The following is a 15783-nucleotide window of genomic DNA, read 5'->3' on the forward strand; positions in this document are numbered from 1 at the left end:
GACTGTTCCACCGTGCGTGAGGCCGTGTCCGCGACCCTGGACGACGAGGATCCCGGGGTGCCCGCGGAGCGGATCGACGAGCACCTCGCCGGGTGTGCGGCCTGCCGCGAATGGCGGGAGTCCGCCATCGCCGTCACGCGGCTGGCCCGGCTGTCGACGGCGGGCACGCCACCGTCCGTCGGTGAGCACGTCTTCGCGGGCATCGGACGGCCGAAGCGGGTCCGCAGGCGCGACCGGCTGCGGGCCGGGCTCGTGTTCGCCGCCGTCGCGCAGTTGTCGGTCGTGGTGTCCCAGCTGCTGGCGCCGCACCTGGCGCAGCAGAGCAGCGCGGGGCATCTCGGACACGAGACGGCCGCGTTCAACTTCGCCGTCGCGATGGCGATGCTGTTCGTCGCGTGGCGGCCGAACCGTGCGGGCACCCAGCTGCCCGTGCTGCTCAGCTTCACCGCGATTCTCGCCGTTCTGTCCATTGTGGACCTGTTGAGTGGCGCGGTCGGCTGGTACCGGCTGAGCAGCCACGTTCCGCTCCTGCTCGGTGTGCTCTGCACGGTCCTGCTCGGGCTGACCCAGCGCGGCACCCCCGCGCCGGGGACGGTCGCCGGTGAACCTTCCGGCGAGACCGTGGTCGAGACCGACGCGCCCGCCCCGCCGACCGCGGACAAGCACCGCCCGCCGGCCGCCCGCGCGGCTTAGGAGTAGGGACCCCTCCCGGGCACCCGGGGTTACCGTCTTTCGCCTGCGGAAGACGGGAGCCGACGGTGGCCGACGACGAGATCTGCCTGTTCTGCCTGAAGCCGATCGAGATCGGCCAGTTCGTGGCGTTGTCCAAGGTGTACGCACGTCAGCTGCTCGGCGCGTCCCCGCCGCGGCGTTCGAAGGTCAAGGCACCCAAGGGCACGATGTGGGTGGCCCACGTCGCCTGCGCGCGGGCGGCGGAGAAGGAAGTCTGCGTGTTCTGCGGGGAGGGCATCCTGTGGGGCGAGCAGGTCGCGGGCCTGCCGGAGACCTACGTGCGGCGGCTACTCGGTGGTGCCGAGCCCGACGAGCGGTCCCGGTCGACCGACCCGCGTGGCCGCCCGTGCGTCGTCGCGCACGGCACATGTGCGACCGAGGCCGGGGTGGACCTCGACCAGGCCGAACGATGAGGTCAGAGCGAGAACGCGGTGACGTACTCGGCGTCCCGCGGGACGTAGCGGTACCGCTTCATCAACGCACCCACGACGGCGGGCATGTGGCCGGCGCCGTACACGACCGCCACCCGCAACGGCTCCGCGGAACGTCGCTCGTGCAGCGTGAACAGGGCGTCGACCAGCAGCCGGTCCCGCTCGTCGACCACCAGCTCCTCCATACCGGGCGGCAGCTCGCCCGCCTCGTCGACGATCGTGTCGTCGTCGACGGCCGCGTGCCTGGCCATCGTCGCCCGGGTGCCGGTCAGCAGTACGAGCAGCGCCGCCACCGGAATCAGGCTCCACATGAGGACGCGGCTGGTCCACGGCACCCTGCGCCAGGATTCCCTGAGCTGTCCGGCGGTCATGTCCGGCCGCACCAACGGGATGTCCAGCTCGGCCAGCCGCAGGTTCTGCACCACGAGTCCGCGCTTGAACCGCATCACCCGGTACACCGCGGTGAGCAGGGCCGTCTGCGCCGATCGCGGCATGCCCTCGGCGACCACGACGTCGCATTCGGCGATCCGCCTGCGGATCTCCGCGTAGTACCTGGCCTCGCCGACGTGCAGCATCGGGAACAGCACGAACTCCAGCGGGGTGCCCGCGCGGCGCATCCGCGTCACGACCACCCGCACCCAGAGCGTGCTGACGTCGACGATCTGCATGGCGCCAGTCTGCGCGGCGCCGGTCTCGGATCGGCTACGAAGCCGTACCCCTCGCGCCGGTCAGCGCACGGACGACGGCCATGCACTGGTCCTCGACGTAGGCCAGCCCGGCCTCCTCGGCGATCCGCCGGGCCTCGGCGGACACGATGCCCTGCTGCAGCCACAGCGCTCGCGCGCCGATGGCGACGGCCTGCCGCGCGACGTCGGCTGCCTCGGCCGACGGACGGAAGACGTTGACGATGTCAACCGGCTCCTCGATGTCGGCAAGCCGCTGGTACGCCCGGTGGCCGAGCAGCTCGGTGGCACTCGGATGCACCCCGACGATCCGGAAACCGGACGCCTGCATGGCCGCGGGCACCGAGTGCGCGGACTTGCCGGGGTTGGTGCTCAACCCCACCACGGCGATCGTTCCGGCTCCGTCCAGGAGCCGCGCGGCGGTCTCGAAGTCGTCCATGACCCGTGTAACACCCGACGGGGTACGCCGATTCCGCGAGCGAGCGGGACGGCCTACCCCGGCCTAAAATCAGCACTCGGGGAAGGAGCACGCGATGACAGGCGGATCCCGACGCTTCGGTCGCCGTTGCCGGCACGACTACGAGATCGGCGACCTCAAGCCCGAGGCGGCCGACCAGGAGGCCCCGCCCGGCGACAACGGTGAGAAGGCCTCAGCGCCCAGCGGTACGACGGAGCCAGAGAAGGCCGAGGACCGGTAGCACCAGCGGGATGAACAGGTAGCCGCGGCCGTAGTCCGACCACACGGTGGCGTCCGGGAACGCCTCGGCGTCGACCAGGCTGAACGTCCCCACCGCCAGCACGCCGAGCAGTTCGAACGCACACGACGCCGTCGCCACCGCCCGGCTGCCCCTGGCGAGCGCGACCGTGGCGAGCACGTAGACCACGGCCGCGACCGCGGACAGCACGTAGGCCAGCGGCGCCTCGGAGAACCGGGTGGCGATCTGCACGACCGACCGCGACGTCGCGCCGATGGCGAAGATGGCGTAGACCGCGATCAGCAGCCTGCCCGGTCCGGTGCGGGTGGCTTCGGGAGTCTCAGGCATGGCCGTCCCAGATCTGCTGCATGCGCACGATCATGACCGGTAACGCGAGGCAGGCCACGATCAGGACCGCCGTGCCCCAGCGGCTGCGTTCGGCGAGCGACCACGCCACCGCGATCGGCAGGATGATCAGGCACCCGATGAGGTAGCCGACGAACGACGCCCCGGAGACCGGGCGGTCGGTGCCGACGAGCTTCACCACGCCGATCACCAGCTGCACGACGAACGCCAGCTCGATGACGCCCAGCGCGATCAGCAGGAACGTGTCCGGCCGGCGGTTGCGGATCACCAGCACGAGTGCCCACAACGCGCCGAGCAGGGTGGCGATGATGAGCCCGGTGGCGAGTGCGTCGACCATGGTGACCCCGACATTACTACTCAGCGTCGGAGAGCTAGCCGAGTGCCCTGTCCACGAAGCACCAGCGCCAGCTCTCGCCCGGTTCGTGACTGCGCATCACCGGATGGCGGCTGTCGTGGAAGTGGGCGGTGGCGTGCCTGCCCGGCGAGGAGTCGCAGCAGCCGACGTGCCCGCACTCCAGGCAGATCCGCAGATGCACCCAGGACTTCCCCTCGGCGAGGCATTCCTCGCAGCCCGCCGTGTTCGGTTCGGCGTCGGCGGGTGCCTTGCCGAGGTGTCTGCACGAACCCGCGGTGGCTGCCGGGGTGGTCAGCTCGCTGTCGCTCTCGGCGGCGTCACGTTGCAGCTGGTCCAGCGTGGACTCCTCGATGTCCAGTGTCTCCAGCACCCGGCGCAGCACGACGTCGTCCGCCCTGCCCTGGTCGCGGGCACGCAGCAGGACCTCGCGTTCGGCGGCCAGCATCTCCGTGCGCAACCGCAGGTAGGCCTCGCTCGGGGTCTCGGCCAGCTCGCTGGCCGTGCCGAGCCGTTCCCATGCCGCGTCGGTCCGCTGCCGCAGCCGGTCCCGGAGGCGGTCGATGACGTCCTCCGGGTCCTCCGGCTTGCGGATCTCGTCGAGCCGGACCATGGCCGCGTACTTCATGTCGTGCAGCAGCCCGGCCTCCTGCAGCGCGTCCTCGGCGGGGTCCGGAGCGGGCAGCCGCAGGCTTCTGACCAGCCTGGGCAGCGTCGTGCCCTGGACCAGCAGGGTGCCTGCCACGACGGTGAACGCGGCCAGCACCAGCACCGCGCGGTGCGGCGTTTCCGGTGGCAGCACGAACGCCGCCGCGAGCGTGACGACGCCCCGCATGCCCGCCCAGCCGATGACCGTCGAGTACGTCCACGGCCAGGCCCGGCCGCGCAGCAGCCTGCGCAGGCCGCCAATGGCGTACATCCACAGCAGCCGGGTCGCCACCGTCGCCAGCAGCACGGCCGTGCACACGACGACGAGCGTGCCGATGCCCAGTTCGCTGCGCCCGGCCTCGGCGAGGATGCGCGACAGCTGCAGGCCGATCAGCAGGAAGACCACGTTCTCCAGCAGGAACTGGATGGTGCGCCAGTTCAGCCTGCTGGCCAGCCTGGACGAACCGGACAGCAGCCGCGGCGCTTGGTGGCCGAGCATCAGTCCGGCGATCACCACGGCCAGCACGCCCGAGCCGTGCACGACCTCGGCGGCGATGTAGGCGACGAACGGCACCACCAGCGACAACGCGGTGTCCAGCACCGGGTCGTCCAGCCGCTTGCGGACGGCCGATGCCACGAACCCGATCAGCAGACCGGCCACGATGCCACCGCCAGCCGCCAGCAGGAAGTCGCCGCCGACCTCCCACAACGTCACCGACCCGGCGATGGCCGCTATCGCGGTGCGTAACGCGACCAGCGCGGCGGCGTCGTTGATCAGGCTCTCGCCTTCCAGGATGCGCACGATCTTGCGGGGCATGCCGACCCGGCGGGCCACCGCCGTCGCGGCGACGGCGTCCGGCGGCGCGACGACGGCACCGAGAGCCAGGCCGGCCGCGAGCGGCAAATCGGGGATCACCCACCACGTGACCAGCCCGACCGCGACCGTGGTGAACGCGACCAGGCCGACCGACAGCAGACCGATCGGACTGCGGTTGGCCTTGATGTCGATCAGCGAGGTGCGGATGGCCGTGGCGTAGAGCAGCGGTGGCAGCAGGCCGAACAGGACGACCTCGGGGGACAGCTCGTAGTGCGGCACACCGGGGATGAAGGAGAGGCCGACACCCACCACGATCAGGCACAACGGCTCCGGCCAGTCGAACCGGCGGGCGATGCCGGTCACCGCCAGTACGACAACAACCAGCCCCGCGATCTCCGCAGCGGTCTCCATGCGCACATCCTGCGCCGCCTACCCCGCTACGCGCGAGTCCACCGCCCGGCCCCCGCGAGTCCACCACTCGGGACCCGCGAGTTGACCGTTCAGCGCCGCCGCAGGCCGTCGAACGCCACCGCGCACACCGCGTCGGCCAGTGCCGTGTCCGGCTGGCCGCCGCGCGGCCGGTACCACTCGATGAGCGAGTTGACCAGGCCGAACAGCAGCCTGCTGGTCACCGCCGGGTCGACGTCCGGACGCACGTCGCCCTCGGCCGCGGCCTCGGTGACCAGGTCGGTGACGATCCGGTCGAACTCCCGCCGCCTGGCCAGCGCGGAGCGTTCCACCTTGGTGTTACCCCGCACGCGCAGCAGCAACGTGACGAACGGCAGCCGGTCGACCAGGACCCCGACGCTTCCGCGGACCAGCCGCTCCAGCCGGTCGATGGCCCGGCCGTCGCCGGCCTGGACCTCGTCGGCCACGGCGAACAACCCGTCCAGCGCCCGGTCCACGGCGAGCCGCAGCAGTTCCTCCTTGCTGCGCACGTGGTGGTAGATGGCCGACTTCGTGATGCCCAGCTTGCGGGAGAGGTCCTCCATGCTGGTGCCGTCGTAGCCGCGCTCGTTGAACAGCTTGACGGCCACCAGCAGCAGCGACTCCTGGTCGTAGCCCGGCCTGCCACGCCGGGAGCCGGTCACCGCCGTCATCGCCCCTCCCGCTGGTCGATCACTCTGCGCAGCTTTCCCATCGAGCGTTCCAGCGTGTCCGGGTCGACGACGTCGACGGACACGCTCACCCCCACGGTGTCCTTCACCTCGGCGATCACCTCGGCCGCCGCCGGGCCACGCCGGTCGGCGGGGGTGTCGTGCCGGGCCTCGACGCGCACGGTCAGGCTGTCCATCCGGCCCTGCGTGGACAGCAGCAGCTGGAAGTGCGGCGCCAGCCCCGGTGTGCGCAGCACGATCTCCTCGATCTGCGTGGGGAAGACGTTGACGCCACGCAGGATGATCAGGTCGTCGGTGCGGCCGGTGACCTTCTCCATGCGGCGGAACGCCGGTCGCGCGGTGCCGGGCAGCAGGCGGGTCAGGTCACGGGTGCGGTAGCGGATGACCGGCATGGCCTGTTTGGTCAGCGAGGTGAACACCAGCTCGCCGCGCTCGCCTGGCGCCAGCACGGTCTCCTCGACCGGGTCGATGACCTCCGGGTAGAAGTGGTCCTCCCAGACGTGCAGGCCGTCCTTGGTCTCGGCGCACTCCTGGGCGACGCCGGGACCCATCACCTCGGAGAGGCCGTAGATGTCGACGGCATCGATGTCCGCCCGCTCCTCGATCTCGGCCCGCATCTGCTCGGTCCACGGCTCGGCGCCGAAGATGCCAACCCGCAGCGCGGTCTTGCGTGGGTCGACCCCCTGCCTCTCGAACTCGTCGAGCAGGGTCAGGAAGTAGGTCGGCGTGACCATGATGACCTCGGGCTCGAAGTCGACGATCAGCTGCACCTGCCGGGCGGTCATGCCGCCGGAGGCCGGGATGACCGTGCAGCCGAGCTTCTCGGCGCCGTAGTGCGCGCCGAGTCCGCCGGTGAACAGGCCGTAGCCGTACGCCACGTGTACCCGATGGCCCGGTCGTCCACCCGCGGCGCGAATGGACCGGGCCATGACCGTCGCCCAGTTGTCGATGTCCCGTTCGGTGTAGCCGACGACCGTCGGTTTGCCGGTCGTGCCGCTGGAGGCGTGGACGCGGCGCAGGTCCGCGCGCGGGACGGCGAACATGCCGAACGGGTAGTTGTCGCGCAGGTCGGCCTTCGTGGTGTACGGGAACTTCGCCAGGTCCTCCAGGCTGCGGCAGTCCTCCGGTTTGACGCCCGCCTCGTCGAACTTCCTGGTGTAGCAGGGAACGTTCTCGTAGGCGTGCTTGAGCGTCCACTGCAGACGTTCGAGTTGGACGGTGCGCAGCTCGTCGGGGCTGAGGTTCTCGGCGGGATCGGTCACGACGGGTCCTTGGGCGGGGAGATGGTGCGGCTGCGGCCGCGGAACTCGGCCACGACCTCCCGGTGCCCGGGGGTGTCCCGGTACACGGTGACGTCGTAGATCCCGTTGCGCCCGTAGCGGGTGCGCTCGTGCGCGACGGCGGTCAGCTCGTCCCCGAGACGGGCCGAGGTGACGAACGTGATGTCGGCTCCGGCCGCGACGGTGACCGGGCCGTGGCTGTTGCACGCGCAGGCGAACGTGGTGTCGGCGAGCAGGAACAGGTACCCGCCGTGAGCGATCTCGTGGCCGTTCACCATCGCGGCGGTGATTTTCATCCGAACGGTGGCCATGCCGTCGCCGGCTTCGACGAGTTCCATCCCGAGCGCGCGTGACGCCTCGTCGGCCTCGAACATCCTGTGTGCTGCTGTCGTCACGTGCTCAGCCCTTGCTTACTGACCGAATGGACGGTTAATAATGTGAGCCGGTTCAGTTCGGTGTCAAGGGAGACGACGTGGCGGACGCGCGGCGGGTCGGAGTGGTCGGCGGCGGCAGGATGGGTGCGGGCATCGCCCAGGTACTCGCCATGGCCGGCGCCGAGGTGACGGTGGTGGAGAGCGACGCGGGCGCGGCCGAGGCCGCCAGGGAGCGGGTGCTGGCCGGACTGCGTGGCGCGCAGGAGCGAGGCAAGCTCGCCGAGCCGCTGGATTCGGTCGCCGAACGGGTCATCGTGCGCACCAGTGTCGGCGAGTTGCCCGCTGACGCGGAGCTGGTCGTCGAGGCGGTGCCCGAGGTGGCGGCGCTCAAGGTCGACGTGCTCACCGCCGCCGAGCGGGCCGTCGGCGACCAGGCCGTGCTGGCGACGAACACCAGCTCGCTGTCGGTCGGCGAGCTGGCCGCTGCGCTGCGACGCCCGGAGCGGTTCATCGGGATGCACTTCTTCAACCCGGTCCCGGCGTCGAAGCTGGTCGAGGTGGTGCTCGCCGGGCAGACGTCGGACGAGACGCGCGACCGGGTGCTGGCCTGGGTGTCCGAGCTGGGCAAGAGCGAGGTCGTCGTGCGGGACTCGCCGGGCTTCGCCACCAGCAGGCTGGGTGTGCTGCTCGGCCTGGAGGCCATTCGCATGCTGGAGGAGGGCGTCGCCGACGCCGAGTCCATCGACCGGGCCATGGAGCTGGGCTACCGCCACCCGATGGGCCCGCTGGGCTCGACCGACCTGGTCGGCCTCGACGTCCGGCTCGCCATCGCCGAGTACCTGGCGAGCACGCTCGGCGACCGGTTCGCCCCGCCCCAGCTGCTCCGCGACAAGGTGGCCCGCGGCGAGCTGGGCCGCAAGACCGGCCAGGGCTTCCACACCTGGGCCTGAGGCGTCTTTAGCCCGCTAAAGACGCCTCGGTGGGTTCCGATCGGGGCCGCCGCGAGGTATCGTGACTTACTGAACGTACGGTTGGTAATTCGGCCCGGGCACAGGAGGACCGCCTCGATGCAACCCCTGCGTAGCTACGTTTCCGGCAGCTGGCACACCCCCGACGACGAGGGCGTACCACTGCACGACGCGGTCACCGGTGAGGAGATCGCCAGGGTCTCCGCGACCGGCGTCGACCGGGCCGCCGCGCTCGACCACGGCCGCCGCGTCGGCGGGCCCGCCCTGCGCGAGCTGACGTTCCACCAGCGCGCCGCCCTGCTCAAGCAGCTCGGTCTGCACCTGCGTGAACACCGCGACGAGCTGTACGCGCTGTCCGCGAAGACCGGCGCCACCCTCGGCGACTCGAAGTTCGACGTCGACGGCGGCATGGGCGTGCTGCTCGGGTACGCCAGCAAGGCCAAGCGCGAGCTGCCCAACGACACCGTCTACGTCGACGGCCCGGTCGAGCCGCTGTCCAGGGGCGGCACGTTCGTCGGCCAGCACATCGCCACCCCGCTGCGTGGCGTGGCGGTGCAGATCAACGCGTTCAACTTCCCGGTGTGGGGGCCGCTGGAGAAGTTCGCCCCGGCGTTCATCGCCGGTGTGCCGAGCCTGGTCAAGCCGGCCAGTCAGACCGCGTACCTGACCGCGCGGCTGGTCGAGCTGATCGTCGAGTCGGGCATCCTGCCGGAGGGCTCGATCCAGTTCCTCGCGGGCGGCGCGGGTGACCTGCTCGACCACGTCACGCCGCAGGACCTGGTGTCGTTCACCGGCTCCGCATCCACCGCGCAGCAGCTGCGCGCGCACCCGGCCGTGGTCCGGCACGCGGTCCGGTTCAACGCCGAGGCCGACTCGCTGAACCTGTCCGTACTCGGCCCGGACGCCACGGCCGGCACGCCCGAGTTCGACCTGTTCGTCCAGCAGCTGGTCACCGAGATGACCGTCAAGGCAGGCCAGAAGTGCACGGCCATCCGGCGCGCGTTCGTCCCGGCGGGCCGCGTCGACGAGGTCGCCGAGGCCGTCGGCGCCCGCCTGGCCAAGGTCACCGTCGGAAACCCCGCCAGCGAGTCCGTCCGGATGGGCGCGCTGGCCAGCCTGGAGCAGCGCGAGGAGGTCCGCCGCTCGCTGAAGGCCCTGCTCGCGGCCGGCAGCATCGTGTTCGGTGACCCGGAGCGGGTCGAGGTCGTCGACGCCGACGCCGAGCGCGGCGCGTTCATCTCGCCGGTGCTGCTGAAGGGCGACGCCGACCGCGCCGAGCCGCACGAGGTCGAGGCGTTCGGGCCGGTCAGCACGCTGATGGCGTACGAGAGCACCGACCACCTGATCGACCTGGCCGCCCGCGGCCAGGGCAGCCTCGCCGGGTCCGTGGTCACCGCCGACCCGGCTTTCGCCCGCGAAGTCGTGCTCGGCGCCGCGCCGTGGCACGGCAGGCTGCTGGTGCTGGACTCGACGAACGCCAAGGAGTCCACCGGGCACGGTTCGCCGTTGCCCGCGCTGGTGCACGGCGGCCCCGGCCGCGCGGGCGGCGGCGAGGAGATGGGCGGCATGCGTGGCGTCCTGCACCACATGCAGCGCACGGCGGTACAGGGCAGCCCGAACGTCCTCGGCGCGGTCACCGGCCGCTGGGTCACCGGCGCCGACCGCGGTGCCGACTCGACGCACCCGTTCCGCAAGTCGCTGGCCGAACTGCGGATCGGTGACACGGTGACCGCGGGGCCGCGGCAGGTCAGCCTCGCCGACGTCGAGCACTTCGCCGAGTTCACCGGCGACACGTTCTACGCCCACATGGACGAGGAGGCCGCGGCCGCCAACCCGTTCTTCGGTGGCCGGGTGGCGCACGGTTACCTGATCGTGTCGTTCGCCGCCGGCCTGTTCGTCTCGCCCGAACCGGGCCCGGTGCTGGCCAACTACGGCCTGGAGAACCTGCGGTTCCTCACGCCGGTGTTCCCCGGCGACGAGCTGACCGTCACGCTCACCGCCAAGCAGATCACCCCACGCATCGACCAGGAGTACGGCGAGGTCCGCTGGGACGCGGTGGTGACCAAGCAGGACGACACCGCCGTCGCCACCTACGACGTACTCACCCTGGTGGCCAAGGAGCAGCCATGACCGGCACACTGTCCGAAGAGGACCTGGAGACCCACTTCGAGCGGACAATCGCGCGCGACCAGCGGATCGAGCCGAGGGACTGGGTACCCGAGGGCTACCGCAAGACGATGGTCCGTCAGATCGCGCAGCACGCGCACTCGGAGATCATCGGCATGCAGCCGGAGGGCGCCTGGATCACCCGCGCGCCCTCGTTGCGGCGCAAGGCGATCCTGCTGGCGAAGGTGCAGGACGAGGCCGGGCACGGGCTGTACCTGTACTCCGCGGCCGAGACGCTGGGTGCCGACCGGGCCGACCTGACCCAGAAGCTCATCGACGGCAAGCAGAAGTACTCGTCGATCTTCAACTACCCGACGTTGAGCTTCGCCGACGTCGGCGTCATCGGCTGGCTGGTCGACGGCGCGGCGATCTGCAACCAGGTTCCGTTGTGCCGCAGCAGTTTCGGTCCGTACGCGCGGGCGATGATCCGGATCTGCAAGGAGGAGTCGTTCCACCAGCGGCAGGGCTACGAGCTGCTGATGACGATGATGCGGGGCACGCCGGCGCAGCGCGAGATGGTCCAGGACGCGGTGAACCGCTGGTGGTGGCCGTCGCTGATGATGTTCGGTCCGCCCGACCACGACTCGCCGAACACCGAGCGGTCGATGGCGTGGAAGATCAAGCGGCACACCAACGACGAGCTGCGGCAGCGGTTCGTCGACATGAGCGTGCCGCAGGCCGAGGCACTCGGCGTCACGCTGCCCGATCCCGACCTGAAGTGGAACGCCGACCGCGGGCACTACGACTTCGGCGAGATCGACTGGTCCGAACTCAAGCGCGTGATCAGCGGTGACGGCCCGTGCAACGCCGAGCGGGTGGAACGGCGGCGCAAGGCACACGAGGACGGCGCCTGGGTGCGCGAGGCCGCGGCGGCGTACGCGGCGAAGCGGAGGGAATCGGCATGAAGCACGACTGGCCGCTGTACGAGGTTTTCGTGCGCAGCAAGCGCGGGCTGAACCACGTGCACGTGGGTTCGCTGCACGCCGCGGACGACGAGATGGCGGTGCGGCACGCACGCGACCTGTACACCCGCCGCAACGAGGGCGTCAGCATCTGGGTGGTCCGGTCATCCGACATCACCGCGTCGAGCCCGGACGAGAAGGACCCGTTCTTCGCGCCCAGCGCCGACAAGGTGTACCGCCACCCGACGTTCTACGACATTCCCGACAACGTCCCCCACATGTGAGCCGGTGATGTTCGACAACGCCTACGAGGCCATCACCGAAGCCGCCGACGACGCCCGCTGGGCGTTCGGGACCGGCTTCGAGGACCCGCTCGCGGGTATCGACACCACCGTTCCGTCCGATGTGGACGCCGCGGCACTGGCGGAGTACTGCCTGATGCTCGGCGACGACGCGCTGATCATGTCCCAGCGGCTGCAGCAGTGGTGCACGAACGCGCCGGAGCTGGAGGACGAGGTCGCGCTGGCCAACATCGCACTGGACCTGCTCGGCCAGGCGCGGCTGTTGCTGGCCAGGGCGGGCAAGGCCGACGGCAGCGACCGCGGCGAGGACGAGCTGGCGTTCTTCCGCGACCCGGCGGAGTTCCGCAACGTCCGGCTGGTCGAGATCCCCAATGGGGACTTCGCTGTCTCGGTGGCCAGACTTCTGGTCTTCGCCACCTGGCGGCTGGCGTTGTTCCAACGGCTGGAGTCCACCGTGGACCCGGTGCTGGCGGCGATCGCGGCCAAGGGCGTCAAGGAGCTGACCTACCACCGCGACTACGCCGCCCAGTGGGTGGTGCGTCTGGGTGCCGGGACGGAGCTGTCGCACGAGCGGATGCGGGCCGGGCTGTCGACGGTGTGGCCCTACGTCGGCGAGTTGTTCGCGCGGCACCCCGCGGAGTCTGGGATCCAAGACACCGCCACGGTGCGCGACGAGTTTGACGCCGTGCTCGCCCAGGTGCTCGCCGCGGCGACGCTGCCGGATCCCGGTCCGGCAGGCCCGGCGGTGCTGCTGGGGCGAACCGGCGACCACACCGAGGATCTGCTGAGTCTGGTATCCGAGATGCAGAGTGTGGCGCGGGCGCACCCGGAGGCGACATGGTGAGCGCGCTCGCCGTCGCGGAGACGGTCACCGATCCCGAACTGCCGATGCTCACGCTCGCCGACCTCGGCGTCCTGCGTGAGGTGTCCGAAGTGGACGGCAAGGTGACGGTGTCGATCACGCCGACCTACACCGGCTGCCCGGCCATGGACACCATGCGCGACGACCTGGTGCACGCGCTGAACGGCGCGGGCTTCGCCGACGTGGAGGTCCGCACGGTGCTGCGGCCGGCCTGGAGCACCGACTGGATCAGTGCCGAGGGCCGTCGCAAGCTGGCCGAGGCCGGTATCGCCCCGCCTGGCTCGGCACCCGTGCGGGCGCCCGGGCCGGTGCCGTTGACGCTGAGCCCGCCGGCGAGCCGGGTGGCGTGCACGCATTGCGGGAGTACCGACACCGAGCTGCTGTCGGCATTCAGCGCCACCGCGTGCAAGGCGTTGCGCCGGTGCCGGTCCTGTAGTGAACCGTTCGAGCACGTCAAGGAGATCTAGTGGCGCGCCCTGAGTTTCACTCGCTGAGAGTGTCCACTGTGGAGCGTCTCTGTGACGACGCGGCCGCGGTGACGTTCGACGTGCCTGCCGAGCTGGCGGAGGTCTACGCCTTCCGGCCGGGGCAGTCGCTGACGCTTCGCCGCTGGATCGACGGCGTCGAGCAGCGCCGCAACTACTCGATCTGCGCACCGGCGGGCGCCGCGCCGCGGATCGGGGTACGGGAGGTGCCGGACGGACTGTTCTCCACCTGGCTGGTGCGCGACGTCCGGCCGGGCGACGAGGTCGAGGTCCTGCCGCCGACCGGCAACTTCACGCCGGACACCGAGTCGGCGCACCACGTGCTGATCGCGGCCGGGTCGGGCATCACCCCGGTGCTGTCGATCCTGGGCACCGTGCTGGCCGACGACAAGTCGACCGCGACGGTGTTCTACGGCAACCGGCGCACCGACACCGTGATGTTCGCCGACGAGCTGGCCGACCTGAAGGACCGCTACGCCGACCGGCTGGAGCTGGTCCACGTCCTGTCCAGGGAGCCGAGGGAGGCCGAACTGTTCACCGGCAGGCTCGACGCGGAGAAGCTGTGTCAGCTGCTCGACCTGCTCGTGGATGTCGACTCCGTGGACCACTGGTGGCTGTGTGGCCCGTTCGGCATGGTCACCGACGCGCAGGACGTGCTGGCCGACCGTGGTGTGCCGAAGCAGCGGGTGCACCAGGAGCTGTTCTACGTCGACGACGTCCCCCCGCCGCCCGTCCGCCACCGCGAGGCGTCGCTGGAGGGGCCGGGCAGCGAGGTGACGATCGTGCTCGACGGGCGGTCGACCGGGGTGCTGCTGTCCAGGGAGGAGTCGATCCTCGACGGGGCGCAGCGGTCGCGGCCGGACCTGCCGTTCGCCTGCAAGGGCGGGGTGTGCGGCACCTGCCGGGCGAAGGTGGTTTCCGGTGAGGTCGACATGCGGCGCAACTTCGCGCTGGAGGAGGCCGAGGTGGCCGCCGGGTTCGTCCTCACCTGCCAGTCCCGTCCCGTCTCAGACGAGGTGACGGTCGACTTCGACTCCTGACTCCGGGGGTTCGGGCAGCGCGACCGAGCGCAGCATGGTCACCGCCAGCGCGGCGGCCACCAGGCAACAGACCGCGCCGATGGCCATGGTGACCTGCACTCCGCTGGTGAACGCCGCCTGCGCGCCTGCCAGCAGGCCGGCGTCACCGAGTTGCCCCGCCACCGCGGCGGCGCCGGCCAGCGTGTCCTTGACCGCCGCCGCGGCCTCGGCGGGCAGGCCGGGCGGCACCTCGACGCCGTCGCGGTAGACGGCCGCGCCGATCGTGCCCAGCACGGCGATGCCCAGCGCGCCGCCGAACTCGGTGCTGGTCTCCGAGAGCGCGGACGCCACGCCCGCGCGTTCCGGTGGGGCGCTGGCCAGGACCATGTCGGTGGACACCACCGACACCATCCCGATGCCCGCCGCCATCAGGCCTCCGCCGAGCACCAGCAGCGCCAGCTCCCTGGTGTCCGCGACCAGTGCCAGCACGGCTAACCCGGCGGCCGCGGTGGTGAGTCCGAAGCCCATGGTCGACGCCGGCCGCAGCTTCCGGGCCAGCACGGTGCCCGCGGACAGCCCGAGGAACATCCCGGCGAACGCCGGCAGCATCCACAGCGCCGCGGTGAAGGGCCGGTAGCCGAGCACGAGCTGCAGGTACTGCGACAGGAACAGGCTCATCCCCGTCATGGTGAACTGGACGGTGGTCGTGGTGCTGATGGCCGTGGCGAACCGCCGGTTGCCGAACAGGCGCATGTCGATCATCGGGTGGTCGAGTGAGCGTTGCCGCCGGACGAACGCCACCCCCACGGCCAGGCCGAACACCAGCGAGGCCAGCGGCAGCCACGGCTGCGCGTCGGCGGCGGCCAGTTCCTTCACGCCGTAGATGACCGGCAGTACTGCCGCCAGCGACATGGCCGCGCTGAGCAGGTCGAACCGGCCGGGGTTCGGGTCCTTGAACTCCGGCACCAGCAGCGGGGCCAGGACGAGGAGCGCGACCATGACCGGGACGTTGATCAGGAACACCATGCCCCACCAGAAGTGGTCGAGCAGGAGGCCGGACACGAGCGGTCCGATGATCGCGCCGCCGCCGAACCCGCCGGTCCACACACCGATGGCGGTGCGCCGCTGCCGTTCGTCGAGGAACATGTTGCGGATCAACGACAACGTCGACGGCGCCAGCGTCGCCCCCGCGATCCCGAGCAGCGCCCGCGCCGCGATCAGCATCTCCGGGCTGGTCGAGTAGGCCGCGATGGCCGAGGACACCCCGAACGCCGCAGCGCCGAACAGGAGCAGCCTGCGCCTGCCGATCCGGTCGCCGAGCGAGCCCATGGTGATCAGCAGACCCGCCAGCAGGAACCCGTAGACGTCCATGATCCACAGCAGCTGGGTGCTGCTCGGGTCGAGCGCGGCCGTGATGAACGGAACCGCGTAGAACAGGACGCTCAGATCCATCGCCACCAGCACGGTGGCGAGGACCAGTACTGCCAGGCCGAGCCATTCTCTGCGCCCGGCCTTCGGCGCGATGTCCGTCATTGATGTCCCCTCGTTCAAATACGGTGTACGCGAAATCGAAGAACACCATA

The 15783-nt window shown here is 70.8% G+C and carries 18 protein-coding genes; 9 read left to right on the forward strand and 9 right to left on the reverse strand.

The window, feature by feature from the left end:
- Positions 1–12: 12 nt before the first annotated feature.
- The gene (locus EWH70_RS22385) at positions 13–693 is read left to right on the forward strand and encodes a zf-HC2 domain-containing protein (protein WP_240687145.1); all 681 of its coding nucleotides are present in this window, start codon (positions 13–15) and stop codon (positions 691–693) included.
- A gap of 65 nt (positions 694–758) precedes the next feature.
- Complete coding sequence (locus EWH70_RS22390) at positions 759–1145, forward strand: hypothetical protein (protein WP_130477441.1); 387 nt, start codon at positions 759–761, stop codon at positions 1143–1145.
- Between the two features lie 2 nt (positions 1146–1147).
- Here EWH70_RS22390 and EWH70_RS22395 read toward each other — a convergent pair whose 3' ends face one another.
- From EWH70_RS22395 to paaI, 8 genes are all read right to left on the reverse strand, one after another.
- Positions 1148–1831 (reverse strand): hypothetical protein, encoded by a 684-nt coding sequence (locus tag EWH70_RS22395; RefSeq protein ID WP_130477442.1) that lies wholly within the window; start codon positions 1829–1831, stop codon positions 1148–1150.
- 34 nt (positions 1832–1865) lie between these two features.
- A complete protein-coding gene (locus EWH70_RS22400; RefSeq protein ID WP_130477443.1) occupies positions 1866–2285 on the reverse strand; it encodes a CoA-binding protein in 420 nt (139 codons plus the stop codon).
- A gap of 211 nt (positions 2286–2496) precedes the next feature.
- Positions 2497–2889, reverse strand: coding sequence for a hypothetical protein (locus tag EWH70_RS22405; RefSeq protein WP_130477444.1), 393 nt, complete (start codon positions 2887–2889; stop codon positions 2497–2499).
- Complete coding sequence (locus EWH70_RS22410; protein ID WP_130477445.1) at positions 2882–3244, reverse strand: hypothetical protein; 363 nt, start codon at positions 3242–3244, stop codon at positions 2882–2884. Before EWH70_RS22410 ends, EWH70_RS22405 begins: the two co-directional genes overlap by 8 nt.
- A gap of 34 nt (positions 3245–3278) precedes the next feature.
- Positions 3279–5135, reverse strand: coding sequence for a Na+/H+ antiporter (locus EWH70_RS22415; RefSeq protein ID WP_130477446.1), 1857 nt, complete (start codon positions 5133–5135; stop codon positions 3279–3281).
- Between the two features lie 89 nt (positions 5136–5224).
- Positions 5225–5824: a TetR/AcrR family transcriptional regulator gene (locus EWH70_RS22420; RefSeq protein ID WP_165436365.1), complete on the reverse strand. Its 600-nt coding sequence runs from the start codon at positions 5822–5824 to the stop codon at positions 5225–5227.
- A complete protein-coding gene (paaK, locus tag EWH70_RS22425) occupies positions 5821–7104 on the reverse strand; it encodes a phenylacetate--CoA ligase PaaK (RefSeq protein WP_130477447.1) in 1284 nt (427 codons plus the stop codon). The genes EWH70_RS22420 and paaK overlap by 4 nt, the downstream gene beginning before the upstream one ends.
- Entirely contained in the window at positions 7101–7496 is a 396-nt protein-coding gene (gene paaI, locus EWH70_RS22430) for a hydroxyphenylacetyl-CoA thioesterase PaaI (RefSeq protein ID WP_205669216.1), read from the reverse strand. The genes paaK and paaI overlap by 4 nt, the downstream gene beginning before the upstream one ends.
- A gap of 98 nt (positions 7497–7594) precedes the next feature.
- On the opposite strand from paaI, the gene EWH70_RS22435 reads away from it, so the two are divergent.
- The 7 genes from EWH70_RS22435 to paaE all read left to right on the forward strand — a co-directional run bounded on the left by EWH70_RS22435 (position 7595) and on the right by paaE (position 14221).
- A complete protein-coding gene (locus tag EWH70_RS22435; protein WP_276320573.1) occupies positions 7595–8446 on the forward strand; it encodes a 3-hydroxyacyl-CoA dehydrogenase family protein in 852 nt (283 codons plus the stop codon).
- A gap of 117 nt (positions 8447–8563) precedes the next feature.
- Positions 8564–10594: a phenylacetic acid degradation bifunctional protein PaaZ gene (gene paaZ, locus EWH70_RS22440; protein WP_130477449.1), complete on the forward strand. Its 2031-nt coding sequence runs from the start codon at positions 8564–8566 to the stop codon at positions 10592–10594.
- Complete coding sequence (gene paaA, locus EWH70_RS22445) at positions 10591–11535, forward strand: 1,2-phenylacetyl-CoA epoxidase subunit PaaA (protein ID WP_130477450.1); 945 nt, start codon at positions 10591–10593, stop codon at positions 11533–11535. The genes paaZ and paaA overlap by 4 nt, the downstream gene beginning before the upstream one ends.
- Complete coding sequence (gene paaB / locus EWH70_RS22450; protein ID WP_130477451.1) at positions 11532–11816, forward strand: 1,2-phenylacetyl-CoA epoxidase subunit PaaB; 285 nt, start codon at positions 11532–11534, stop codon at positions 11814–11816. Before paaA ends, paaB begins: the two co-directional genes overlap by 4 nt.
- A 4-nt stretch (positions 11817–11820) precedes the next feature.
- A complete protein-coding gene (gene paaC / locus EWH70_RS22455; protein ID WP_130477452.1) occupies positions 11821–12678 on the forward strand; it encodes a 1,2-phenylacetyl-CoA epoxidase subunit PaaC in 858 nt (285 codons plus the stop codon).
- Positions 12672–13163 carry a 1,2-phenylacetyl-CoA epoxidase subunit PaaD gene (gene paaD / locus EWH70_RS22460; RefSeq protein WP_130477453.1) on the forward strand — a complete coding sequence of 164 codons (492 nt, stop codon included), beginning with the start codon at positions 12672–12674 and terminating at the stop codon, positions 13161–13163. The genes paaC and paaD overlap by 7 nt, the downstream gene beginning before the upstream one ends.
- Entirely contained in the window at positions 13163–14221 is a 1059-nt protein-coding gene (paaE, locus tag EWH70_RS22465; protein WP_130477454.1) for a 1,2-phenylacetyl-CoA epoxidase subunit PaaE, read from the forward strand. Before paaD ends, paaE begins: the two co-directional genes overlap by 1 nt.
- On the opposite strand, the gene EWH70_RS22470 is transcribed toward paaE, so the two are convergent.
- Entirely contained in the window at positions 14189–15733 is a 1545-nt protein-coding gene (locus tag EWH70_RS22470; RefSeq protein WP_130477455.1) for an MFS transporter, read from the reverse strand. The two genes, paaE and EWH70_RS22470, sit on opposite strands and share 33 nt — an antisense overlap.
- Positions 15734–15783 lie beyond the last annotated feature (50 nt).

The organism is Amycolatopsis suaedae (assembly GCF_004214935.1).
GTDB lineage: Bacteria > Actinomycetota > Actinomycetes > Mycobacteriales > Pseudonocardiaceae > Amycolatopsis > Amycolatopsis suaedae.

What these genes read in the sequence shown, in the direction of transcription:
- paaA (WP_130477450.1), top strand. Translation starts at nt 10,591, where the DNA reads ATGACCGGCACACTGTCCGAAGAGGACCTGGAGACCCACTTCGAGCGG.
- paaZ (WP_130477449.1), top strand. Translation starts at nt 8,564, where the DNA reads ATGCAACCCCTGCGTAGCTACGTTTCCGGCAGCTGGCACACCCCCGAC.
- EWH70_RS22415 (WP_130477446.1), bottom strand. Translation starts at nt 5,135, where the DNA reads ATGGAGACCGCTGCGGAGATCGCGGGGCTGGTTGTTGTCGTACTGGCG.
- EWH70_RS22410 (WP_130477445.1), bottom strand. Translation starts at nt 3,244, where the DNA reads ATGGTCGACGCACTCGCCACCGGGCTCATCATCGCCACCCTGCTCGGC.
- paaD (WP_130477453.1), top strand. Translation starts at nt 12,672, where the DNA reads ATGGTGAGCGCGCTCGCCGTCGCGGAGACGGTCACCGATCCCGAACTG.
- paaB (WP_130477451.1), top strand. Translation starts at nt 11,532, where the DNA reads ATGAAGCACGACTGGCCGCTGTACGAGGTTTTCGTGCGCAGCAAGCGC.
- paaI (WP_205669216.1), bottom strand. Translation starts at nt 7,496, where the DNA reads ATGTTCGAGGCCGACGAGGCGTCACGCGCGCTCGGGATGGAACTCGTC.
- EWH70_RS22420 (WP_165436365.1), bottom strand. Translation starts at nt 5,824, where the DNA reads ATGACGGCGGTGACCGGCTCCCGGCGTGGCAGGCCGGGCTACGACCAG.
- EWH70_RS22470 (WP_130477455.1), bottom strand. Translation starts at nt 15,733, where the DNA reads ATGACGGACATCGCGCCGAAGGCCGGGCGCAGAGAATGGCTCGGCCTG.
- EWH70_RS22395 (WP_130477442.1), bottom strand. Translation starts at nt 1,831, where the DNA reads ATGCAGATCGTCGACGTCAGCACGCTCTGGGTGCGGGTGGTCGTGACG.
- EWH70_RS22400 (WP_130477443.1), bottom strand. Translation starts at nt 2,285, where the DNA reads ATGGACGACTTCGAGACCGCCGCGCGGCTCCTGGACGGAGCCGGAACG.
- EWH70_RS22405 (WP_130477444.1), bottom strand. Translation starts at nt 2,889, where the DNA reads ATGCCTGAGACTCCCGAAGCCACCCGCACCGGACCGGGCAGGCTGCTG.